The organism is Curtobacterium sp. MCSS17_015, from assembly GCF_003234265.2.
Lineage (GTDB): Bacteria > Actinomycetota > Actinomycetes > Actinomycetales > Microbacteriaceae > Curtobacterium.
Genome location: NZ_CP126256.1, coordinates 1254754 through 1277258, shown reverse-complemented (window position 1 = coordinate 1277258; position 22505 = coordinate 1254754). Strand labels below are relative to the sequence as shown.

21 protein-coding genes are annotated in these 22505 nt (G+C 71.3%); 1 reads left to right on the top strand and 20 read right to left on the bottom strand.

Going from position 1 to position 22505, the window contains the following annotated elements:
• Positions 1 to 79: 79 nt before the first annotated feature.
• The 20 genes from DEJ18_RS05995 to DEJ18_RS05900 form a co-directional block, all read right to left on the bottom strand.
• Positions 80 to 1003: an RluA family pseudouridine synthase gene (locus DEJ18_RS05995; protein WP_111210323.1), complete on the bottom strand. Its 924-nt coding sequence runs from the start codon at positions 1001 to 1003 to the stop codon at positions 80 to 82.
• 10 nt (positions 1004 to 1013) lie between these two features.
• Entirely contained in the window at positions 1014 to 1679 is a 666-nt protein-coding gene (lspA, locus tag DEJ18_RS05990; RefSeq protein WP_258376906.1) for a signal peptidase II, read from the bottom strand.
• A 2-nt stretch (positions 1680 to 1681) separates the two neighbouring features.
• Positions 1682 to 2362, bottom strand: coding sequence for a DivIVA domain-containing protein (locus tag DEJ18_RS05985; RefSeq protein ID WP_111210324.1), 681 nt, complete (start codon positions 2360 to 2362; stop codon positions 1682 to 1684).
• A gap of 191 nt (positions 2363 to 2553) precedes the next feature.
• Entirely contained in the window at positions 2554 to 2850 is a 297-nt protein-coding gene (locus DEJ18_RS05980) for a YggT family protein (protein ID WP_258376907.1), read from the bottom strand.
• Positions 2851 to 2966: 116 nt separating this feature from the next.
• Positions 2967 to 3551 carry a cell division protein SepF gene (locus DEJ18_RS05975; RefSeq protein WP_111210325.1) on the bottom strand — a complete coding sequence of 195 codons (585 nt, stop codon included), beginning with the start codon at positions 3549 to 3551 and terminating at the stop codon, positions 2967 to 2969.
• A gap of 44 nt (positions 3552 to 3595) precedes the next feature.
• Positions 3596 to 4297: a YggS family pyridoxal phosphate-dependent enzyme gene (locus tag DEJ18_RS05970; protein WP_111210426.1), complete on the bottom strand. Its 702-nt coding sequence runs from the start codon at positions 4295 to 4297 to the stop codon at positions 3596 to 3598.
• Positions 4298 to 4373: 76 nt separating this feature from the next.
• Positions 4374 to 5543: a cell division protein FtsZ gene (gene ftsZ / locus DEJ18_RS05965; RefSeq protein WP_111210326.1), complete on the bottom strand. Its 1170-nt coding sequence runs from the start codon at positions 5541 to 5543 to the stop codon at positions 4374 to 4376.
• 159 nt (positions 5544 to 5702) lie between these two features.
• Complete coding sequence (locus DEJ18_RS05960; RefSeq protein WP_111210327.1) at positions 5703 to 6944, bottom strand: cell division protein FtsQ/DivIB; 1242 nt, start codon at positions 6942 to 6944, stop codon at positions 5703 to 5705.
• Positions 6941 to 8365: a UDP-N-acetylmuramate--L-alanine ligase gene (gene murC / locus DEJ18_RS05955; RefSeq protein WP_111210328.1), complete on the bottom strand. Its 1425-nt coding sequence runs from the start codon at positions 8363 to 8365 to the stop codon at positions 6941 to 6943. The genes DEJ18_RS05960 and murC overlap by 4 nt, the downstream gene beginning before the upstream one ends.
• Positions 8362 to 9504, bottom strand: coding sequence for an undecaprenyldiphospho-muramoylpentapeptide beta-N-acetylglucosaminyltransferase (murG, locus tag DEJ18_RS05950; RefSeq protein WP_111210329.1), 1143 nt, complete (start codon positions 9502 to 9504; stop codon positions 8362 to 8364). Before murG ends, murC begins: the two co-directional genes overlap by 4 nt.
• Complete coding sequence (ftsW, locus tag DEJ18_RS05945; RefSeq protein WP_111210330.1) at positions 9501 to 10835, bottom strand: putative lipid II flippase FtsW; 1335 nt, start codon at positions 10833 to 10835, stop codon at positions 9501 to 9503. Before ftsW ends, murG begins: the two co-directional genes overlap by 4 nt.
• Positions 10798 to 12327, bottom strand: a complete 1530-nt coding sequence (gene murD / locus DEJ18_RS05940; RefSeq protein WP_111210331.1) for a UDP-N-acetylmuramoyl-L-alanine--D-glutamate ligase — start codon at positions 12325 to 12327, stop codon at positions 10798 to 10800. Before murD ends, ftsW begins: the two co-directional genes overlap by 38 nt.
• Positions 12324 to 13427, bottom strand: coding sequence for a phospho-N-acetylmuramoyl-pentapeptide-transferase (gene mraY, locus DEJ18_RS05935; protein WP_111080353.1), 1104 nt, complete (start codon positions 13425 to 13427; stop codon positions 12324 to 12326). Before mraY ends, murD begins: the two co-directional genes overlap by 4 nt.
• A complete protein-coding gene (locus tag DEJ18_RS05930; RefSeq protein ID WP_111080354.1) occupies positions 13424 to 14890 on the bottom strand; it encodes a UDP-N-acetylmuramoyl-tripeptide--D-alanyl-D-alanine ligase in 1467 nt (488 codons plus the stop codon). The genes mraY and DEJ18_RS05930 overlap by 4 nt, the downstream gene beginning before the upstream one ends.
• Positions 14887 to 16509: a Mur ligase family protein gene (locus DEJ18_RS05925; protein ID WP_111210332.1), complete on the bottom strand. Its 1623-nt coding sequence runs from the start codon at positions 16507 to 16509 to the stop codon at positions 14887 to 14889. The genes DEJ18_RS05930 and DEJ18_RS05925 overlap by 4 nt, the downstream gene beginning before the upstream one ends.
• 35 nt (positions 16510 to 16544) lie before the next feature.
• Positions 16545 to 18314 (bottom strand): peptidoglycan D,D-transpeptidase FtsI family protein, encoded by a 1770-nt coding sequence (locus DEJ18_RS05920; protein ID WP_111210333.1) that lies wholly within the window; start codon positions 18312 to 18314, stop codon positions 16545 to 16547.
• Between the two features lie 34 nt (positions 18315 to 18348).
• Positions 18349 to 19035: a cell division protein FtsL gene (ftsL, locus tag DEJ18_RS05915; protein WP_111210334.1), complete on the bottom strand. Its 687-nt coding sequence runs from the start codon at positions 19033 to 19035 to the stop codon at positions 18349 to 18351.
• A gap of 1 nt (position 19036) precedes the next feature.
• Positions 19037 to 19990: a 16S rRNA (cytosine(1402)-N(4))-methyltransferase RsmH gene (gene rsmH / locus DEJ18_RS05910; RefSeq protein WP_111210335.1), complete on the bottom strand. Its 954-nt coding sequence runs from the start codon at positions 19988 to 19990 to the stop codon at positions 19037 to 19039.
• Between the two features lie 105 nt (positions 19991 to 20095).
• Positions 20096 to 20527, bottom strand: a complete 432-nt coding sequence (mraZ, locus tag DEJ18_RS05905; RefSeq protein ID WP_110825266.1) for a division/cell wall cluster transcriptional repressor MraZ — start codon at positions 20525 to 20527, stop codon at positions 20096 to 20098.
• Between the two features lie 355 nt (positions 20528 to 20882).
• On the bottom strand, positions 20883 to 21284 hold the full coding sequence (locus DEJ18_RS05900) for an SCO2097 family morphological protein (RefSeq protein WP_111210336.1): 402 nt from the start codon (positions 21282 to 21284) through the stop codon (positions 20883 to 20885).
• Between the two features lie 84 nt (positions 21285 to 21368).
• Here DEJ18_RS05900 and DEJ18_RS05895 point away from each other — a divergent pair, with 84 nt between their 5' ends.
• Positions 21369 to 22487: a polyprenyl synthetase family protein gene (locus tag DEJ18_RS05895; RefSeq protein ID WP_111080359.1), complete on the top strand. Its 1119-nt coding sequence runs from the start codon at positions 21369 to 21371 to the stop codon at positions 22485 to 22487.
• Positions 22488 to 22505 lie beyond the last annotated feature (18 nt).

Below are 22505 nucleotides of genomic sequence, written 5' to 3'. Positions count from 1 at the left end.
TGGGAACAGCCTAACCGCGACCGGTGACGAACCCGAGCGTGTCGCGTCGGGAGCAGCACGGGCCGCGCGACGACGCGGGTCAGGCCGCGCGGATCCGGTCGAGTGCCTGCTGCAGGTCGTCGGGGTAGGACGCCTGGAACTCGACCCAGTCCCCGGTCCGCGGGTGCGCGAACCCGAGCCGGACGGCGTCGAGCCACTGCCGGGTCAGGCCGAGCTCCGCTGCGAGCACCGGGTCGGCGCCGTACGTGGTGTCGCCCACGAGCGGGTGCCGCGTCGCCGCCATGTGGACCCGGATCTGGTGCGTGCGCCCCGTCTCCAGGTGCACCTCGAGCAGGGTCGCGGAGCGGAACGCCTCGAGGGTCTCGTAGTGCGTGACGCTCGGCTTGCCGTCCGCCGTGACCGCGAACTTCCAGTCGCTCGACGGGTGCCGTCCGATGGGGGCGTCGATCGTGCCCGACGTCGGGTCCGGGTGGCCCTGCGCGAGCGCGTGGTAGACCTTCTCGACGGTCCGCTCCTTGAACGCCCGCTTCAGGTGCGTGTACGCCAGCTCCGTCTTCGCGACCACCATCAACCCCGAGGTGCCGACGTCGAGTCGGTGCACGATCCCGGCGCGCTCGGCGGCACCCGACGTGGCGATCGTGAAGCCGGCGGCGGCGAGACCGCCGGGCACGGTCGGACCGTCCCACCCGGGTGACGGGTGCGCGGCGACGCCGACCGGCTTGTCGACGACGACGATGTCCTCGTCGTCGTGCACGACGGTCATGCCGGGGACGGCGGCCGGGACGATGCGGGGCGGCTCCTTCGGCTGCCACTCGACCTCGAGCCAGGTGTCGGCGTGCAGACGGTCGGACTTGTCGACGACCGCGCCGTCGACCCGGACCCCGCCGGCTGCGACCACCTCGGCGGCGAAGGAGCGGCTGAAGCCGAGGAGCTTGGCGATGGCGGTGTCGACGCGCTCACCGGCGAGCCCGTCGGGCACGGGGAGGCTGCGGGACTCGGTCATGATGCCGGCGTCACGTCGCGTCGTGGCCGAGGGCGTCGTGCGGACGGCCGTCGTGGGGGCGGCCGTCGTGCACGGTGCCGTCGCGGTCCGTCCGGGAGGCCCGTCCCTCGTCCGGCACGTCGGTCGCGTCGGCAGCGGCACGCGCCTGCTGCTTCTCCGACACCGCTCGCGTTCCGTCGAGGTTGACCCCGAGGACCACCAGCAGCACGAAGACGACCATGCTGACGCAGATGAACGAGTCGGCGACGTTGTAGATCGCGGGCATCATCCACGGCGTCGAGATGAAGTCGACCACGTGTCCGCGGCCGAAGCCGGGCTCACGGAAGAGCCGGTCGGTCAGGTTCCCGAGCGCACCGCCGAGGAGCATGCCGAGCACGAGCGCCCACCACATCGAGCGGATGCGACGGGCGTACACGACGATCGCGACGACGACGGCTGCCGAGATGACCGAGAACACCCAGGTCATGTTGACCGCGAAGGAGAACGCCGCTCCGGGGTTCCGGACGGACAGCAACTGCAGTGCGTCCCCGAGCACGGGGACGACGACGCCCTCGGGCAGGTTCGCGACGACGAGCGCCTTCGTGACCTGGTCGAGCGTCACCACCACGACAGCGGCGAAGGCCAGTGCCGCGATCGCGCGTGCACTGACCTTCGCTCGTGGGACGGGTCGGTCCAACGTCAGTTGCCGAAGCCCTGCGCCGAGGCCGGGGCCGGAGTGAAGCCGGACTGCTCGGTGCTGGCAGACGAGTCGAGCTCGGCGAGCTGGCTCTGGATGTAGCTCTTGAGCTGCGCACGGTAGTCGCGCTCGAACGTGCGGAGTTCGTCGATCTTGCCCTCGAGCTGCGTGCGCTCCTGGTCGAGCACCGCGACGCGCTGACGGTTCTGGTTCTCGGTGTCCGCGATGATCTGGCGCTGCTTGGCTTCGGCCTCGGAGACGAGGCGGGCGGCCTGGGCCTGGCCCTCGGCGATCAGGGCGTCGCGCTTCTCGACACCTTCACGGACGTGCTCTTCGTGGAGGCGGCGGGCCAGCGTGAGCAGGTTCGTCGTGCCCTCGGTGTCCTCGTCCGGGTTGACCGTGGTGGTCGGCGCGGCGGCGGGCACCGGGGTGGGCTCGGGCGCGGCGGCGACCGGGGCCGGCTCCGGAGCCGGTGCCGGCGCGGACTCGTCGTCCTTGGCGAGCGACGGCGCGGAGTCGGCCGACTGGAGGCGCTGGCGCAGCTCCTCGTTCTCCTGGTTCAGGCGACGCAGCTCGGCCACGATCTCGTCGAGGAAGTCGTCGACCTCGTCCTGGTCGTAGCCCTCGCGGAACTTGGTCGGCTGGAACCGCTTGTTGACTACGTCTTCCGGCGTCAAAGCCATTGCCGTCACCTCAATAGAACTGCTGAACGTGTGGAACCGGGGCCCTGCTGGCCGTCCGTGCTGAACCTACCAGCCGGGGCTCCCGGTGCGGATGTCCCGCCAGGGCGGGGCATCGATCCCGACCACCGTACACCGAGGGCGGCTCGGAACCGTGTCGGTTCGCCGCGTGGCGCGTGTCGGGGTGGTCGGGATCAGACGAATCGGTAGGCCAGGGACTGGACCACGACACGCAGGATGATCACGACGAGCATCACGATCGTCCACCCGAAGTCGAGCGCCACGGGACCGAGCCGGAGCGGCGGCAGGACGCGTCGGACGGCCTTGATCGGCGGGTCCGTGACGGTGTACACGAACTCCGCGATGACGAGCAGCACACGCTGCGGACGCCAGGTGCGGTTGAACGCCTGGACCATGTCGAGGGCGAAGCGACCCCACATGATGAAGAAGTACAGCGTGAGGAGTAAGGAGAGGATCGTGAAGATGAACACGGTTCGGCTCGCTCGTCTCGTGTGACCGGGGCCGGGGTGGGCCGGTCACGGGGCGGGTGGGCCTGGGTGCCGAGCGGTGTTCCGGGACCCGCGGGCACCGGCACCGCACGGGCGGCTCAGGACTGGGCGAAGAAGTTCGCCTCGATGTCGGACTCTACCTCAGCAGGCTCGCCACTCACTGCGATGTGCGCGGGCGACAGCAGGAAGACCTTGTTTGTGACACGCTCGATCTTGCCGTACAAGCCGAGCGACAGGCCGCTCGCGAAGTCGATCATGCGACGGGCGTCCGTCTCGGTCATCTGCGAGAGGTTGATGATGACGGGGATGCCGTCGCGGAAGCTCTCGGCGATGGACTGGGCGTCCTTGTACTCGCGCGGGTGGACGGTGAGGATCTCGTTCATTTCCTGGACCGGGGTCGCCTTCTGTGCGGTCGTGTGCGAGCGGCGGAGCGGGGTGACCTGCGCGCCGCGCTGGGAGGTGTGCTGGGGCTTCACGGCGACGGCGGCCGGAGCGGCAGCCGCCGGTGCTGCGGCGGCCGGAGCGGCAGCGGGCGTCGCGGCGGCCGGGGCCTCCTGCTGCGCTGCCGCGCCCGGAGCCTGCTGCCGCGTCTGCGTTGGCGCGGTCTGCTGCTCGTCCTCGTACTCGAGTTCCTCATCGGCGAGGCCGAGGTAGACCATCGTCTTCTTCAGGGGGTTGGCCATGGTTCCTCCGGGGAGTGCGTGCTCGTTGGTGCCCTGCGTCGAGGCTAGGGCGCGGCGGGGCGATTCCCGGTGATTGCGGTCCCGATCCGCAGGTGTGTCGCGCCCTCCGCGATCGCCTCGGCGTAGTCGCCGCTCATGCCGGCGGAGATGTCCGTCGCCGCGGGATCGAGCAGACGGACCCGCTCGGAGACCACACGGAGCCGGGCGAACGCGGCGCGGGGCTCCTCGTCGAGCGGGGCGACCGCCATCACGCCGCGGAGTCGGAGGGTCCCGGTCGCCAGGACCCGCTCGGCCAGCGCGTCGACGTCGTCCGGCGCGACCCCGCCACGACCGGGGTCGTCCGTCAGGTTCACCTGGACGAACCCGTCGAGCACACGGGGCTCCGGTTCGGTCTCGGTCGGGGCGAAGGCGTCGACGACGCTCGCGCGGTCGAGGGACTGCACCACGTGGGCGTACCGACGCGCCTGCCGGGCCTTCTTCGACTGCAACTGCCCGACGAAGTGCCAGGTCAGGCCGAGGTCTGCGAGTTCCGCGGCCTTGGCCTGCGCCTCCTGGTGGCGGTTCTCCCCCACGTCGGTCACCCCGAGCGCGGCGAGCTGCCGGACCAGGGTTGCCGGGTGGTACTTCGTGACGACGACGAGCGTCAGCTCGTCGGCGGAGCGACCGGCGGCGCGGGCGGCGTCTGCGATGCCCGCCCGGACGGACTCGAGCCGAGCCTCCAGACCGGTGTCGGACGCTGCGGACACGGGCCGAGCCTCCGGTCCGGGGTCGGACGGGAGGCTCGGCTCACGCTGGTCGGCGTCACTCACGTGCGCGGACGGCTCACTTCAGGAAGTCGGGGACGTCGAGCTCGTCGTCGTCGTCGTCGAAGGCCGGGTCGGCGGCGCGCTGCGCCGGCGGCTCGTGCTCCTGCGACGCCCAGGACGGGGTCGAGTGGCCGGAGTCCTCGATGCGGTTGGACGAGCCGGTGGTGACCGGCACGGTGGCACCGGCATCCGGGTCGACGTAGCTCGAGCGCCGCTCCTGGTGCTGCTGCTGCGACGGCTCGCCGCCGTCGAAGCCGGCGGCGATGACGGTCACGCGCACCTCGTCACCGAGTGTGTCGTCGATCACCGCACCGAAGATGATGTTGGCCTCGGGGTGGACGGCCTCCTGCACCAGGCGGGCCGCGTCGTTGATCTCGAAGATGCCGAGGTTCGAGCCGCCCTGGATCGACAGCAGCACGCCGTGCGCACCGTCGATCGAAGCCTCGAGCAGCGGCGACGCGACGGCGAGCTCGGCCGCCTTGATCGCACGGTCGGCACCCCGCGAGGAGCCGATGCCCATGAGCGCCGAGCCGGCACCCTGCATGACGCTCTTGACGTCGGCGAAGTCGAGGTTGATCAAACCCGGGGTCGTGATGAGGTCCGTGATGCCCTGGACACCGGCGAGGAGCACCTGGTCGGCCGTGGCGAAGGCCTCGACCATGGAGATCCCGCGGTCGGAGATCTCGAGCAGGCGGTCGTTCGGCACGACGATGAGCGTGTCGACCTCGTCCTTCAGGCTCGCGACGCCGTTCTCGGCCTGGGACTGGCGGCGCTTGCCCTCGAAGCCGAACGGCTTCGTGACGACACCGATGGTCAGCGCACCGATGGACTTCGCGATGCGCGCGACGACCGGGGCGCCGCCCGTCCCGGTGCCACCACCCTCGCCTGCGGTGACGAAGACCATGTCGGCGCCCGCGAGCGCTTCCTCGATCTCCTCCGCGTGGTCCTCGGCGGCACGGCGGCCCACCTCGGGGTCGGCACCGGCGCCGAGCCCGCGGGTGATCTCGCGACCCACGTCGAGCTTCACGTCGGCGTCGCTCAGGAGCAGCGCCTGCGCGTCGGTGTTGATGGCGATGAACTCGACCCCGCGGAGTCCGAGTTCGATCATGCGGTTGACGGCGTTGACACCGCCGCCGCCGACACCGACCACCTTGATGACGGCGAGGTAGTTGTGGTTCGTGGTCACGTCTGTCCGGCCTCCGGTCAAAACCCTCAACCTGTGCTTGAAGTTCAGAGTTCTAGCTGCTACGAATGGTGCTGGCCCCGACGCTACGGGTGCCGTCGTGCTCGTGACGACCCGCCACGCCGCGTGTCGCCGATGCCGCCCGGCTTTTGTCCGACGGTGTCAGGACCGCGGCCGGATGATCCCGTTGTCGGGTGCCGACACGTCGAACTCGACCTTCGAGTCCGGCGACCGCTTCGCGTGGTCCGCCACGAGGGCGGCGAGGAGCTCGGCCTTCGCCGCGGACTCGTCCGGACTCCCCCACACCACGCTCGACCCGTCGCGCATGCTCAGGGTCACGTCGTCGGTCGTCGAGGCGCCGATGCCCGACACCTGGGCCCGGACGGCCTCCGGCATCGCGAGGACGACCTCGGTCATGGTCCGGAAGACCGGGCTCCCGAGCTTCGCGCGTCCGATGTCCGCGACCGGCATGTCGCCCGGTCGCTTCGTCGTCGACTGCACGACGATGCCGGCCGGGTCGACCAGGTCGAAGGTGCGCCCGGACTGCACCGCGACGACCGGGGTCCGCTCGGTGACCGTGACGACGAGGGTGTGCGGTGGCTCCTCTTCCGTCACGTAGCTCTCGATGAGCGGGAACCCGGCGATCCGCTGCTGCACCTCGTCGAGGTCGATCCGGGCGAGCGGCGTGCCGAGCTGCCCGGACAGCGCTGCTCGCACCTGTGCGGCGTCGACCCGGTCGGTGCCCTTCACCTCGATCGTGCGGAGCGCCATGAGCGGCGAGTACACCGCGACGAGGATCGACACGACGAGCACCGCGACGACACCGCCCGCCGCGGTCCACGCAGCGCGGCGGTGTCGGCTGCGACGCGTGAACCGACGGACCTCTGCGCGCTCGAGCAGACGGCGACGCTTGCGGGCGACCCGGGCCTCGCGGGCCGTCTCGGCAGCGCGGACACGGGCACCGATCGGGGTGGTGGTCGAGGGGACGTGCGGTGCGACGCCCGGGGTCGCGCCCTCGTCGACGCGCGCGTCCGGTCCACCGGCCGGCTCCGGCTCCGCCGTCGGTTCGACGACGCGGTCGTCCTCCGTGACGTCGACCACCGGCAGCTCCGGCAGACCCGCCGGCTGCTCAGCGGCGCCGCGGACGGCATCTTCGCCGCGGCGCCGTACGACACGGTCGCCGTCGGCGGCATCCCGTGCCGGACCCGCTCCGCGCAGGGCGTCCTCGTCCCCAGCCGGTGTCCCGGAGCCGCGGCGGGCCTCCCGGACGCCGTCCAGCGCTGCGCGCAGACCGGCACCCCGGGACGGACGCGGCGGCTTCCGTGGCCGGTCCGCCGCAGCGCTCGGTCCGGTGCGGCGGTCGTCGGCCCCGGCGTGCTCGTCGAAGCCCTCGGGACGCTTCACCGGCCCGCGGCTCCCGGGCCGCTCTGCAGCGCGGTCAGCACCTGCGGGATGATGCGGTACACGTCACCACAGCTCAGGGTCATCACGATGTCGCCCTCCCGGGCCACCGCGGCGGCACGGGCGGAAGCCTCGGCCCAGTCGGGCAGGTAGTCCACCCGTTCCTGGTCGGCGAAGCGCTCCTGCACCAGTGCGCCGGTGACGCCGGGCTCCGGGTCCTCACGGGCGCCGTAGACGTCGAGGACCACGGTGTGGTCGGCGAGCTCCTCGTACACCGCCGCGAACTCGCCGGCCATCATGCGGGTGCGCGAGTACAGGTGCGGCTGGTGGATCGCGATGATCCGGCCGTCGCCGACGACGTTGCGCGCGGCCCGGAGCGCCGCGGCGACCTCGGTCGGGTGGTGCGCGTAGTCGTCGTAGACCGACACCCCGCGCTCGACGCCGTGCAGTTCGAAGCGTCGTTCGGTCCCGCCGAACGCCTCGATGCCGCGGACCGCGTCGGACGGCTCGACCCCCAGGCCGACCAGTACCGCGAAGGCGCCCACGGCGTTCACCGCGTTGTGACGACCCGGCACCCGGAGAGCGAGGTGGTACGAGGAGCCGCCCCAGCGGAGGTCGACGCCGACGCCGACGCCCTCGTCGATGCGTTCGATCCGGACGTCGGCGTCCTCGGCCACACCGAAGGTGACGATCTCGGGGGCGTCCGACCGTGCCCGGAGGCCCTCGGTGACCCGCACGGCGCCGGCGTCGTCACTCGAGACCACGACGCGTTCGCGTGCCTCGGCGGCGAACGCGACGAACGCGTCGATGAAGGCCTGCTCACTGCCGTAGTGGTCGAGGTGGTCCGGGTCGACGTTCGTGATGAGCGCGATCGCGACGTCGTAGAGCAGGAAGGAACCGTCGGACTCGTCCGCCTCGACGACGAACAGGTCGCTGCTGCCCGGTGCCGAACTGGTGCCGAGGGACTGGATGACGCCCCCGTTGACGAAGCTCGGGTCGAGACCGAGTTCGACGAGCGCGGTCACGATCATCCCCGTCGAGGTGGTCTTGCCGTGCGCACCGGCGACGGCGACCAGGCGGTGTTCCGAGATGAGGGCGGCGAGGGCCTGCGACCGGTGCAGCACCGGCAGCCCCCGGCGCTTCGCCTCGAGCAGTTCCGGGTTGTCCGGCCAGAGCGCGCTGGTGACGACCACCGTGTCGGCGTCGCCGAGGTTCGCGGCGTCGTGGCCGATCCGGACGTCGGCGCCGAGCTCGCGCATGCGGCCCGTCGTCGCGGTCTCGCGGGAGTCACTGCCCGTGACGCGGTGGCCGGCGGCGAGGAACATCCGGGCGATGCCGCTCATGCCGGAGCCGCCGATGCCGACGAAGTGCACCGTCCCCAGGTCCTCCGGGATCGGCTGCGTGAGGTCCGGCTTGATGGTCATGGTTCCTCCGTGGTGCTGGTGGTGCTGGTGCCGCGGGCGTTCCCGGTCCTGCCCGTGCTGCGTCCGCTGGCCTCCGCGGCACCGAGGACGAGCTCGGTCATGCGGTCGGCGCCGTCGCGGTGTCCGACGCTGCCGGACCGGACGGCCATGTCCGCGATGCCGGCACGGTCCTCCAGGATGCTCAGCAGCTGCAACGTGATCCACTCCGGCGTGAATTCCTGGTCGGCGACGAGCACCGCTCCCCCGGCGGCCACGACGTCGCGCGCGTTGTGCCGCTGCTCGCCGTTCCCCACCGGGTACGGCACCAGGACGCTCGGCAGGCCGACGGCCGTGAGCTCGCACACCATGCCGGCACCCGACCGCGAGACCACGAAGTCCGCGGCGGCGTACGCCAGGTCCATGCGGTCGCAGTACGGCAGCACGTGGTAGCCGTCCAGGTCGCTCGCGCCGATGTCGGAGGCGGCGCCCACCACGTGCAGGATCTGCCAGCCCGCGCCGAGGATCGTCGCCGCCGCACGGTGCACCGTGCGGTTGATGCTCCGTGCGCCCGAGGAACCGCCCGTGACGAGCAGGACGGGCCTGTCCGGGTCGAGCCCGAACTCCGCGAAGCCGGCGGCGCGTTCGGCACGCCGGTCCAGGCGCTCGATCTCCCGGCGCAGCGGCATGCCGACGACCCGCGAGTGCGGCAGACGGGTGTTCGAGAACGTCACCCCGACGTGCTCGGTCAACACCGCCGCCATCCGGTTCGCGAGCCCCGGCTTGGCGTTCTGCTCGTGCACGACGATCGGGGTCCCGGTGCGCTTGGCCGCGACGTAGGCCGGGGCGGCTGCGTACCCGCCGACACCGAGGACGACGGCGATCTCGCGCTCGCGGATGATCCGCTCGGTGCGGCGGACGGCCGACCAGAAGGCACCCGGGAACCGGAGCGCTGCGGCGTTCGGCCTGCGTGGGAACGGCAGGCGCGGGATGGTCACGAGCTCGTACCCGCGCATCGGCACCAGCCGGGACTCGAGCCCCTCGGCGGTGCCGAGCACCAGGACCTCGTCCTCCGGGGACCGCTGGGTCAGCCGGTCGGCCACCGCGAGCAGGGGGTTCACGTGGCCGGCGGTCCCGCCGCCGGCGAAGAGGTAGCGGCTCACCGCAGGGCTCCGTTCTGCGTCCCGGCAGCCGGGACGGTGGTGCGACCGGTGGAGCTGCCGGCCCCGCCCGACCCGGTCCGGGTGGGCAGGTCGCGGGCGAAGGACAGCACGATGCCGATCGCGACGAGGGTCATGATGAGGGCCGATCCGCCGGCGGAGATCAGCGGCAGGGGGACGCCGAGGACGGGCAGCAGGCCGAGGACGACGGCGATGTTGACGAGCGCCTGCCCGATCACCCACGCGAGCACGCCGCCCGTGACGGTCCGGACGAACGGGTCCGGGGAGAGTCGGATGACCCGCACCATGCCGATCGCCAGCACGACGAACAGCGCGAGCACGACGACCGCGCCGATGAGTCCGAGCTCTTCGCCGACGATCGCGAAGATGTAGTCGTTGTCCGCCTCGGGCAGCCACGACCACTTCAGCTTCGAGTTGCCGAGCCCGACGCCGAACACTCCGCCGGACGCCAGGGCCCACATGCCGTGCACGGGCTGCCAGCAGAGGTCCTGGGCCTGGTTCGAGTCGGTGCAGCCGGAGAGCCACGCGCTGATGCGCGACTGCCGGGAGCTCGAGGCCATCGTGACGACGGGCAGCATCACCGCGATCGCGACGATGCCGACGGCGAGGTGCCGGAGGCGCGCGCCCCCGACGAACAGACTGCCGAACACGAGGATCATCATGATCATCGCCGTGCCCTGGTCACCGCCGAGCAGCACGAGGCCGATCGACACGGCCGTCGCCAGCCCGACGGGGATGAAGACCTCGCGCCAGTCGTGGAGCTTCTCGCGCTTCCGGAAGAGCACCGCACCGATGCCGAGCACGAGCGCGAGCTTGAGGATCTCGGACGGCTGCGCGGTGAACCCGCCCAGACCGATCCAGTTCCGGTTGCCCTGCACCGAGATGCCGATCGGGGTGAAGACGAGCAGCTGGAGCACGAGCCCCGCGCCGAGGATCCGCATCGCCCACCGACGCCAGAACTCCGCGGAGAGCCGGCTCACCACGAGCATGAGCGGCACGCCGATGAGCGCGTAGAGGCCCTGCTTCGCGAACGCGCCGAAGAAGCCGTGCTTGTAGCGGTACTCCTCGACGCTCGACGACGACAGGACCATCACCACGCCGAAGACGACGAGGAAGAGCGTGACGCCGAGGATCGTGTAGAAGGTCGTCGACTCGGCGACGAACACGTTCTTCACCGCCACGACGGCCCCGTTCGAGCGGCGTCGTGCACCGTCGACACCGGACGTGACGCGGGCACCAGCAGCGGCCCCCGCGGCGCTCGCTCGTGCTCGGGGGCTACGGCCGTTCGTCGGCAGATCCGTCGGTGTCGCCATCGGCGTCGCCTCCCAGGTGCTCGTGGACCGCAGCCGCGAAACGCTCGCCCCGGTCGGCGTAGGAAGCGAACTGGTCGAACGACGCCGCCGCCGGGGCGAGGAGGACCGTGTCGCCCGGTCGCGCGACCGATGCGGCATGCCGGACCGCCTCGGGCATGACCTGCTCAGTGTCCGTCGCTTCCACCTGGAGCACCGGGACCGCGGGCGCGTGTCGTGCGAATGCCTCGAGTACCGGGGCGCGGTCGGTGCCGATGACGACGACGCCTCGGATGCCGGGACCGAACCGCTCGACCAGCCCGTCGACGTCAACGCCCTTGAACAGCCCGCCGACGATCCACACCACGGATTCGAACGCCGACAGCGACGCCGTCGCCGCGTGCGGGTTCGTGGCCTTCGAGTCGTCGACCCAGGCGACGCCGTCGGAGCTCGCGACCGACTCGGTGCGGTGGTGGTCGGCACGGAAGCCCTGCACCGCGGCCCGGACGGCGCTCGGCTGCACGGCCGCCGCGCGTGCGAGTGCGGCCGCGGCGAGCACGTTCGCCGTCATGTGCGGGCTGTCGAGACCGGCGAGCTCGAGGTCCGCCACGGTCGCGAGCTCGAGCGCGCTGTTGCGGCGGTCCTCGGTGAACGCTCGGTCGCAGAGCACGTCGTCCACGACGCCGACGTCGCCGGGCGCAGGCACGCCGAGTGAGAAGCCGACCGCGCGGCAGCCCTCCACGACGTCGGCCTCCTCGACCATGCGTCGGGTGACCTCGTCTGCGGTGTTGTACACGCACGCCATGACGGTGCGCTCGTACACCTTGGCCTTGGCGGCCCGGTAGGCCTCGGCCGAGCCGTGCCACTCGAGGTGGTCGTCGGCGATGTTCAGGCACGCCGACGCGAGCGGGACCACGGCGCCCGGCCCGGTGGTCGGCATGTAGTGCAGCTGGTGACTGGACAGCTCGACGACGAGGACGTCGAAGCCCTCGGGGTCACGGACGACGTCGAGCACGGGGACCCCGATGTTGCCGCAGGCGACGGCCCGCAGGCCACCCGCGGTGTACATCGCCGTCGCGAGCTGCGTCGTGGTGGTCTTCCCGTTCGTGCCGGTGATCGTGACCCACGGCGCGGCGACGGGTCCCTTCACGACCTTGTCCCGCACCCGCCAGGCGAGCTCGATGTCCCCCCACACGGTGCTGTTCGCGACGGCCCACGCGACCGTCGCGTTGTGCGGCGGCAGCCCGGGCGACACGACCACGAGGTCCGGCGCGTGCGCGACGAGTTCCGGTGGCACGGTGTCGAGCGGCGTCTGCACGAACCGGGCACCGATCACGTCGAGCAGCTCCACGCTGTCGTCCGGCGCGTCGGTCGAGTACACCACCACGTCGCTGCCGAGTTCGGCGAGCGTGTCGGCGACGGAGAACCCCGTGGCACCGAGTCCGAGCACGGCGACCCGCAGGCCCTTCCAGCCTCCGGAGTACCAGCTGTCGAGACCGTTCAGGCGTTCGCTCATTGGACTCGTGCGATCCATTCCAGGTAGAACAGTCCGACCCCGGCCGCGACGCAGAGCCCCGCGATGATCCAGAACCGGACGACGACGGTCACCTCGGCCCAGCCCTTGAGCTCGAAGTGGTGGTGGAGGGGGCTCATCCGGAAGATGCGCTTGCCGTGCGTGATCTTGAAGTACGCGCGCTGCAGGATCACCGACCCGGTGACGATGAAGAACAGGCCACCGATGAGGATGAGCAGGAGCTCGGTGCGGCTGAGGATCGCGAGACCGGCGAGGGCACCGCCGAGACCGAGCGAACCGGTGTCGCCGAGGAAGATCTGGGCCGGCGAGGTGTTGTACCAGAGGAACCCGATCAGCCCACCGCAGACCGCGGCCGCGACGACCGCGAGGTCGAGCGGGTCGGTGACGGTGTAGCAGGCGTGCCGGGTGCTCTCGTCGATGCGGGCACCGCCGCAGATCTGGTTCGACTGCCAGAACCCGATGACGACGTAGGAGCCGATCGCGAGGATGCTCGATCCGGTCGCGAGGCCGTCGAGGCCGTCCGCGACGTTCACGCCGTTCGAGGTCGACACCGTCAGCAGCACGATCCACGCCAGGAACAGGATCGTCCCGATGACCGTGCCGAGTGCCATGAAGTCGAGCCACGGCACGTCCCGGATGGCCGAGATCATGGTCGACGCCGGCGGCTTGCCGCTGTCGGTCGGCACGACGAGGGCGATCGTCGCGAAGACGACGCCGACGATGACCTGACCGAGGACCTTCGCCCAACCGCCGAGACCCAGGCTGCGCTGACGACGCACCTTGAGGAAGTCGTCCACGAACCCGACCACGCCGAGCCCCACCATGAGGAACAGCACGAGCAGGCCGGACAGCGTCAGCGGGTCACGACCGGCCAGGTGCCCGACGAAGTACCCGAGGACGGCGCCGAGGATGAGGACGATGCCGCCCATCGTGGCGGTGCCGCGCTTGGTGTGGTGCGACTGCGGGCCGTCGTCTCGGATGAACTGTCCCCACCCGAGACGGTGGAACAGCTTGATGAACAGCGGCGTGAGCAGCAGTGTGAACACCAGCGACACGGCGCCGGCGACGAGGAGCGCGATCATTCGGGGACACCTCCGAGGCGGTCGCCGAGGAACCGCAGCCCGGCCGACTTCGAGGACTTGACCAGGACGACGTCACCCGGACGCACGATCTCCTGGAGGGCACGGACGGCGTCGTCGACGTCCTCGATGTACACGGACTCGCCGTCCCACGATCCCTCGAGGGTGGCGGCCTGGTGGACGGCCATCGCGCCGCGGCCGACGACCACGAGCTGTCCGATGCCGAGACGGACGACGAGCCGACCGATCCGGTCGTGCTCCTCCACCGAGAACTCGCCCAGCTCGGCCATCTCGCCGAGGACGGCGACCGTGCGCTCCCCCGGGCGGGCGACCTGCGCGAGCGTCCGGAGCGCCGCAGCGGTCGAGTCGGGTGACGCGTTGTACGCGTCGTTGATGACGGTGACGCCGTCCGGGCCCTGCAGCAGCTCCATCCGCCAGCGCTCGGCGCGCGTCATGGACGCCAGCGCGTCGGCGCCGTCGGCGAGTGGCACACCCCAGAGGTGCGCCACCGTCAGGGCGGCGGCCGCGTTCATGGCGTGGTGCTCACCGAGGATGGCGAGGCGGACGTCGACGGTCTCGAGAGCGTCGGACGGGCCTTGCGTCACGTCGTCGGGTGCCGGTGCACCGTCACCGACGGGAGGCGCGGTGAGCGTGAAGCGGGTGCCCTCGCGGTCCGTGGTGACCCCGCTGATGCGGTAGTCCGCCCCGGCGGACGTGCCGAAGCCGACCACGCGGGCGGCGGTGCGCTCGCGCATCCGCGCGACGCGGTCGTCGTCGACGTTGAGGAGCGCGGTGGCGGTGGTCGGCAGATCGGTGACCATCTCCGACTTCGCGCGCTCGGTGGCTTCGATCCCGCCGAATTCACCGGCATGGGCGAGCCCGACCTTGAGGACGACGCCGACGTCCGGCTCCGCGATGCGGACGAGGCTGGCGATGTGACCGATGCCGCTCGCGCCCATCTCGACCACCAGGAACCGGGTGTCGACCGTGATCCGGAGCATCGAGATCGGTGCGCCGACGTGGTTGTTGAAGGACCCCTCCGGCGCGACGGTCTCGCCCGCGCGGGACAGGATCGTGCGGAGCATGTTCTTCGTGCTCGTCTTGCCGTTCGAGCCGGTGATGCCGACGACCCGCAGGGCACCGCCGGCGCGGACGCGCGCGACGACGTCGTGCGCGAGGGCGGCCAGCGCGGCGTACCCGTCGGTCACCACGATCTGCGCGGTGGTGGAGTCCGTCGGCAGGTCGACGGCACGCTCGGTGACGACCAGGGCGGCCCCGGCGGTGGCCGCGGCCGGCACGAACCGGTGTCCGTCCGTCTCCTCGCCGAGCAGGGCGAAGAAGACGCTGCCCGGCCCGACGAGACGCGAGTCCGTCTCCACCGAGCCGTCGACGGTCGTGTCGGCGGCACCGCGGACGAGCTCGCCGTCGACCGCGGCAGCGATCTCGGCGAGGGTCAGAGCGATCATCGGGCGTCCTCCGCCGGACCGGAGTTCGGTTCCCAGCCGGCTTCACGGAGCGCCGCACGGGCCTCGTCGCGGGCCGAGTACGGCGTCCGGACACCCTGGATGTCGCGGTAGTCCTGGTGGCCGGGGCCGGCCCAGAGGATCGAGTCCCCGTCGCCGACGAGCGCGACGGCGGCGCGGATCGCCGCTTCGGGCGGGCTGACCTCGTGGATCTCGTGGTCGGGGTACGCGGCGCGGGCGGCGTCGACCAGGGTCTTCCGGATCGACGCGGCGTCCTCGAAGCGCGGGTGGTGGTCGGTCACGACGAGGATGTCGGAGCCCGCTGCCGCGACCCGGGCCATGTCGGCGCGCTTCGTCGTGTCGCGGTCACCGTCGGCACCGAAGAGCATGACGACCTTGCCGGGCGTGAACTGTCGGACCGCCGCGAGCGTGTTGAGGAACGCGTCCGGGCTGTGCCCGAAGTCGACGTAGACGCTCGGCCCGGTGTCGCCGGAGACGCGCTCGGTGCGCCCGGGCAGGTAGCACTCGATGGCGCTCACCACGGTGCCGTCGGTCTCGTCGGGGTAGCGACGGTGGTTGGTCTCGAGCGCGTGCGCGATGGCCCCGAGCTCGAACCCGCCCTCGACGAGCATCACGATCGCGAGTGCGGCGTTCGCCGCCATGTGCCAGCCGATGAGCGGCACGCGGGTGGTGAGGCCGCGGCCCTCCGGACCGGTCAGCCGGAACTCGGTGTACGCGGCGTGCGCCTCGAGGATGTCGACGTGCCACTCCGCCTCGACGTCCGGGTGCACCGTGATGGTGGTGACCGGGATGCGGGAGTCCTGCACGACGCGGTGACCCCAGTCGGTGTCGAGCGAGACGACCCCGCGGCGGCCGTGCTCCGGCTGGAACAGCGGCAGCTTCGCCTGGAAGTACTCCTCCATGTCGGCGTAGTCGTCGAGGTGGTCGTGGCTGAGGTTCGTGAAGGCGACGACGTCGAACACGATGCCGTCGACCCGGTGCCGGCTGAGGGCCTGCGCGCTGACCTCGACGGCGACCGCGCGCACCTCGCTCTCGCGCATCCGGGCGAGGAGCGCGTGCATCTCGCTGGCCTCGGGCGTGGTGAGGCGGCTCGTCACGCTGAGCGACCCGATGTGGCGCTCGGCGGTGGAACTCAGACCGGTGACCAGCCCGAGCTGCTTGAGGACGCCCTCGAGGATGTACGACGTGCTCGTCTTGCCGTTCGTCCCGGTGACGGCGAAGAGCTGCGGCAGCTCGGCCTCGTCGGGGTTCGTGCGGTACACCCAGGCCGAGACGTCGCCGAGCGCTGCCCGGGGGTCGTCGACGACGAGGACCGGCAAGCCGGAGGCCTCGGCGATCGCGACACCGTCGGCGTCGGTCAGCACCGCGACGGCGCCGCGCTCGGCGGCGTCCGTGGCGAACTCCGCGCCGTGGCGGTTCGCGCCGTGCACACCGACGAACAGGTCACCGGGCTGCACCTCGGCGGCGCTCAGGGTGACGCCGGTCGTCTCGACACCGTCGAGCGAGCCGACGACCCGGAGCCCGAAGGCGTTCGCGAGTTCGGCGACGGGCCGCGGGGTCGGGTGTTCGGGCCGGAGGACCGGGGGGATCCGTGCTGACAAGTGCTCCTTCTTCCTCACCACGTGGACGGGCAGGCCTACCAGGTCGACGGGTAGGTCCGTGGCTGCGTCGTGGAGGGGGCGACTCGGTACTTCTCGAGCACCTGGGACATGAGTGTGCGGAACGCCGGAGCCGCTCCGCTCGACCACTTGGTGGTCTGCGGCTTCGTGAACGTCACCGTGACAACATACTGGGGGTCTTCGGCGGGTGCCATTCCGGCCACCGAGATGATACGGTCCGCGCCGTAGCCCTTCGCGCCGTCCGCGACCTCGGCGGTACCGGTCTTCGCGGCGATGTTGTAGCCGGAGATCGGCTTCATGCCGACGAGCGTGCCGCCGGTGACGACGCTCTGCAGCATGTCGACCGTCTGGCTCGCCGCCTGCTCGGAGACGACGCGCTTGCTCTGCACGTCGGGCGCGTCGGTCACCGTGCCGTCCTCGGCCTCGCAGCCCTTCACCATGTGCAGCGGGATCCGGACGCCGTCGTTGGCGAGGGTCTGGTAGACGCTGGAGACCTGCATGGCGGTGGTCAGGATGCCCTGGCCGAACATCGAGTTGATGTCGGTCTGCTGGTCCCACTGCGGGCTCGAGCCGTAGTCCATCGTCGGTTGGCCCGGGTAGTCGATCGCGGGCTCCGGCTCGAAGAGCCCGAACTCGCGCATCACGTCGTACCGCTGCTGGGTCGACATCTGCGCACCGAGGTCGGTGATCCCGACGTTCGAGGAGTCGCGCAGGATGCCGGTCAGCGTCAGGTTCTCGGTCGGGTGGAACTCCGAGTCGTGGATGGTGCCGCCCCACGGGAACGTCTTGGAGTACGGCACCACGACCGGCGTCGTCGGGCTCGCGAGCCCCCTGTCGATCAGGGCGGCGGCGATCGCGGCCTTGATGGTCGATCCGGGCTCGTAGGCCGCTGTCAGCGCCCGGGAGCCGTACGCGCCCGGGTCCGTCGTGGCGTCGACGTCGTTCGGGTCCACCGTCGGGTAGTCCGCGACGGCGAGGACCTCGCCGGTCTTCGCCTTGATCACCGTGGCGGTCGCCGACTCGGCCTTCAGCTGCTGCGCGGCGTCGGCGATGTCCTGCGAGGCCATGTACTGCAGGTCACTGTCGATCGTGGTGACGAGCGTGCCGCCGTCCTTCGCCCGCTTCTTCGTGACGGTGCTGCCCGGCAGTTGCACGCCGTCCTCGCCGCGCTCGTACGTCTCGGAGCCGTTCGTCCCGGCGAGGCACTCCTGGTACGCCAGCTCGAGGCCGGCCTGGGCACCGTCCGTGCCCATGAAGCCGGTGATGTTGCCCGTCGCCGCAGCCGTCGGGTACGTGCGGGACGCCTGCTGCTCCTTGTAGACCCACGGGATCCCGAGTGCGGTGACGGCCTCGTAGTGCTTCGCGTCGATGCCCTTGACCAGGTAGGCGAAGTCCGACTTCCGGTCGGCGGCGATGTTCTTCCGCATGGTGTCGACGTCCCCGCCCGAGGCCTGGGCGACGGCGCTCAGCGCCTGCTCGACGGTGACGTCCTTGACGCGGGTGCCGCCGAGCTTGCCCTCGAAGCCCTTGACGAGCCGGGGCGAGGTCGTGATGTTGTAGCGGATCACGCTCTCCGCCAGCGCGGTGCCGTCCCGGTCGACGATCGCGCCACGCGTGCCGTAGAGGGTCACCGGGATGCTGCGCTTCGACTCGGCGGCCTTCGTGAGTTCGGCGGCCTGCACGACCTGGATGTCGACCAGGCGGACGACGAACACCGCCACGAGCGCGATGACCGCGATCATCACCACGCTGTAGCGGAGTCGGCGGTTGCGGAGGGTCTTCGTCACGAGCGGCCTTTCCGGGATGGAGCTGAGCCGTGGGTCACCGGGTCGTGGGTGCCTGGAGCTGGTTCGCGTCGGACTCTACGGACGACTTCGCGGAACCCTGGTCCGACGCGCTGGCCCCACCGGTGTTCCCAGCGTCGTTGGCCGACGCGCCGGCAGCAGGGGCGTCGGCAGCGGTGGCAGGGTCCGCGCCGGTCTCCTTGCTCGTGGCGGTGTCGCCCGCCTGCGCCGCGAGCGGGACGTCCCCGAGCAGGGAGTTCGGCACCTGGTTCGCGGTGTTGCCGGTGGCCTCTTCCGGGGTCGCGGGCTTGGGCGTGCCGTACACCGTGCCGGTCTTCGGGTCGAGGTAGACGGGCGTGGAGTTGGCGATCATCCCGAGGGCCTGCGCGTTCCGGGCCAGGTTCTGCGGCGACTCGAGCACCTTGAGGTCCTCGGACAGCGAGGCCTGCGTCCGGTTGAGGCCGGTCTGCTCGCTCTTCAGGGAACTGAGCGTGTAGGCCCCCTGACTGAGCGCCATGCTGATGCCGAGCTGCGCGAGGAGCAGGACGCCGAGCGCGGCGATCGCCACCACGGCGTAGGCGACCCGCGGCCGGGCCCGACGCTGCGCCTTGGTCGGGGTGACCTCGACGAGTTCGGGGCGGTTCCGTGCCGGACGGTCGTGCTCCGGACGCGGGGCACGCGACGGGGCGACGGCAGGGTCGACGAGTGCGAGGTTCGTGCTCATGTCACTTCCGGATCCGCTCGGCCGCGCGCAGGCGCACGGGGGTAGCTCGGGGGTTGGCGGCGCGTTCGGCCTCGTCGGCCTGTTCCGCGCCCTTGACGACGAGGGCGAAGGTCGGCGCGTGCTCGGGGAGCTCCACCGGCAGGTCCGCCGGGGCGCTCGAGGTGGTGCGCTCGACGAGGGCCCGCTTGACGATGCGGTCCTCGAGCGACTGGTAGGACTCGACGACGAGGCGCCCGGCGACCCGGATGCGGTCGAGTGCGGCGGGGATCGCGCGCTCGAGGACGCTCAACTCGGTGTTGACCTCGATCCGGAGCGCCTGGAACACGCGCTTGGCGGGGTGGCCCTGACGCTGCACGGCGACCGGCGTCGCGTCGTGCAGCACCTGCACCAGGTCGCCGGACATCGTGAACGGGGCGGTCGCGCGCCGCTCGACGATGGCCTTCGCGTACCGGCCCGCCAGCTTCTCCTCGCCGTACCGCTGGAAGATCCGGCGGAGTTCACCCTCGTCGTACTCGGCCAGGACCTCCGCCGCGGTGATGCCCTGCGTGCGGTCCATCCGCATGTCGAGCGGGGCGTCCTGGCTGTAGGCGAAGCCGCGTTCGGCGCGGTCGAGTTGCAGCGACGAGACGCCGAGGTCGAACAGGACGCCGTCGACCTCGGCGATCCCGAGACCGTCGAGCGCGGCCGGGAGTTCGTCGTAGACGGTGTGCACGAGGTGGACACGGTCGCCGAACCGGGCCAGCCGCTCACCCGCGATGCCGAGTGCATCGGTGTCGCGGTCGAGCCCGACGAGCGTGAGCTCCGGGAACCGCTCGAGCAGGCCGGCGGAGTGTCCACCCATGCCGAGCGTGGCGTCGACGACGACCTTGCCCGGCCCCTCGAGCGTCGGGGTGAAGAGGTCGACGATCCGTTCGAGCATCACGGGGGTGTGCGGGAACTTCTCCGGTGCTGCCATGTGCGCCCCTGGACTCCTGGGCCGCGGGTCCGGATCCCCATCCATGCGACCTGACACCGGGGAAGGTGTGTCAGGGCTTCACGGCTGGGAGTCCCGATCCGCGGATCAGAAGATCCCCGGGATCACCTCCTCGTCGTTCTCGGCGAAGGCCTCCTCGGCCTCGGCGTAGTAGGCCTCCCATGCGCTGGTCGACCAGATCTCGGCACGGTCACCGCTGCCGATGACCGTCAGGTCCCGCTCGAGCCCCGCGTACTCGCGGAGGTTCTGCGGGATCGTGACGCGGTTCTGCTTGTCGGGTTGTTCGGCGCTCGCTCCGGAGAGGAACAGGCGCATGTAGTCGCGGGTGCGCTTCGACGTCATCGGCGCCTGGCGGATCCGTTCGTGGAGTTCCTCGAAGGTCCTGGCGCTGAAGACGACCACGCACCGCTCCTGGCCGCGGGTCATGACGAGACCGCCGGACAGTTCGTCCCGGAACTTGGCCGGGAGGATCACGCGACCCTTCTCGTCGAGCTTCGGGGCATGGGTACCGAGCAGCACGTCGGGGCCTCCCCTCAGCTCCACCGGTCTTCGTCGTGCCCCACCGTACTCCACTTCCCTCCACTTCGCTGCTGATCTGCCCCACTCTCAGCCTCAGCCACCCCTACTGGGGGCACATGAGAGCCCGGCGTGGGCCGCTCGATCCGCGCTGTGACGGGCCTGGAGCCCGGGTGGAGGGCAGTGGAGGGAGACCAGGGCGCAGCGAACACCGGTGACCGTCGATCGGACCGCGCGATGCGGCGGCGCCGACGACGGACACCGGGGGTCCGCCAGGGTCGATGAGTCCGGCGGGCACGGAAAACGGGGCCGGCCCGGGAGGGCCGACCCCGTGGAGGATCGTGGAGGACCGGTGGAGCTAGTCCTGCTGGTTGCGCTTGTCCCAGCGCTCGTTCATCCGGTCGATGAAGGAGCCGCCGGACGACCCGCGTGCGGGACGGGAGCCGCCACGCGCTGCCGGTCCGGAGGACGCGGTCCGGGTGGGGCGGGCGGTCGGGGTACGACCGCCGGGCCGGAGGGCGAACAGCACCCCGCCGAGCATCACGACGAAGCCGAGCACCCCGATCAGGGGCTGCTTGACGACCAGCCCGAGGACGATCACACCGACGCCGACGAGACCGATCAGGACACCGATCGTGATGGCGGTGTACGTCGGACGTCCCTGGCGGCGGGTGACGCGCGCCACGAAGTCGGAGTCGTTCTGGTAGAGGCTCCGCTCCATCTCTTCGAGGAGGCGCTGCTCTTGCTCCGAGAGTGGCATCTTGGTTCCCTCTTGTTCCTGGGATCGACGCGGTGGAAGGGGTGGATCGATCTTACGACCGGACCACCCACTAAGGTAAGGACCGTGGCTGAGAGTACGCGATTAGTGGACCTCGTCTCGGCGCGGATCGATCGGGCTCTCGACGAGCAGCGCGACCGCCTCGCGGCGATCAGTCCGGACCTGCTCCCGTTCGACACGTTCGCCCGCGACCTGCTCGCCGGCGGCAAGCGCTTCCGGGCCCTGTTCTGCTACTGGGGCTGGCAGTCCGTCGCCGGCCGGTCGGGGTCGTTCGACCCGCTGTCCGAGGGCTCACGCCAGACCACCGCGGAGGCCGTCGTCACCGCCGCCGCCGCACTCGAGGTCTTCCACGCCGCGGCCCTCGTGCACGACGACATCATGGACCGCTCGGACACCCGGCGCGGGCGTCCCGCCGCGCACCGCCGTTACGAGTCGCTGCACGCCGAGTCCGGCTGGGTGGGCGACCGTGCGCTCTACGGCACGAACGCCGCCCTCCTCCTCGGTGACCTGCTGCTCTCGCTGAGCGACGCGGTCTTCGACGAGGCCCTCGCACTCCTCGACCCGGTGCGGGCGCGCATCGTCCGCCAGGAGTTCCACGCGATGCGGCTCGAGGTCACGGCCGGTCAGTACCTCGACATCCACGAGGAGACCGCCTGGCCGACGGTGGACGACGCCGAACAGCTCGTCCGCGCCCAGCGCGTCATCGTCTTCAAGTCCGCCAAGTACTCCGTCGAAGCACCGCTCCTCATCGGCGCCCTCATCGCCGGCGCGGGCGAGAACCAGCTCGACGGCCTGCGCTCGTTCGGCCTCCCCCTGGGCGTCGCCTACCAGCTGCGCGACGACATGCTCGGGGTCTTCGGCGACCCGGAGGTGACCGGCAAGCCCGCGGGCGACGACCTCCGCGAGGGCAAGCGCACCGTCCTCGTGGCCACCGCCCGGAAGGCGCTGCCGGTCGGGGCACGCCAGCTCCTCGACGAGCTGCTCGGCGACCCGGACCTCGACGACGACCAGGTGCAGATGCTGCGCGCGACGCTCACCGAGTCCGGCGCGGTCAGCGCGGTCGAACGGTCGATCGACCGGCACGTCCAGCGCGCCAAGGCCGCACTCGACGCCGCCCCGCTCACCCCGTCGGCACGTGAACAGCTCGCGGCCCTCGCCGACACCGTCAGCCGCCGGGCCTCCTGAGCGGAACGACTGCTCGCT

Coding starts and splice junctions, on each gene's coding strand:
- murC (WP_111210328.1), bottom strand. CDS start 8,365: ATGACCATCAAGCCGGACCTCACGCAGCCGATCCCGGAGGACCTGGGG.
- DEJ18_RS05930 (WP_111080354.1), bottom strand. CDS start 14,890: ATGATCGCTCTGACCCTCGCCGAGATCGCTGCCGCGGTCGACGGCGAG.
- mraY (WP_111080353.1), bottom strand. CDS start 13,427: ATGATCGCGCTCCTCGTCGCCGGCGCCGTGTCGCTGGTGTTCACACTG.
- DEJ18_RS05900 (WP_111210336.1), bottom strand. CDS start 21,284: ATGCCACTCTCGGAGCAAGAGCAGCGCCTCCTCGAAGAGATGGAGCGG.
- DEJ18_RS05975 (WP_111210325.1), bottom strand. CDS start 3,551: ATGGCCAACCCCCTGAAGAAGACGATGGTCTACCTCGGCCTCGCCGAT.
- DEJ18_RS05995 (WP_111210323.1), bottom strand. CDS start 1,003: ATGACCGAGTCCCGCAGCCTCCCCGTGCCCGACGGGCTCGCCGGTGAG.
- ftsL (WP_111210334.1), bottom strand. CDS start 19,035: ATGAGCACGAACCTCGCACTCGTCGACCCTGCCGTCGCCCCGTCGCGT.
- rsmH (WP_111210335.1), bottom strand. CDS start 19,990: ATGGCAGCACCGGAGAAGTTCCCGCACACCCCCGTGATGCTCGAACGG.
- ftsW (WP_111210330.1), bottom strand. CDS start 10,835: ATGGCGACACCGACGGATCTGCCGACGAACGGCCGTAGCCCCCGAGCA.
- DEJ18_RS05985 (WP_111210324.1), bottom strand. CDS start 2,362: ATGGCTTTGACGCCGGAAGACGTAGTCAACAAGCGGTTCCAGCCGACC.
- murD (WP_111210331.1), bottom strand. CDS start 12,327: ATGAGCGAACGCCTGAACGGTCTCGACAGCTGGTACTCCGGAGGCTGG.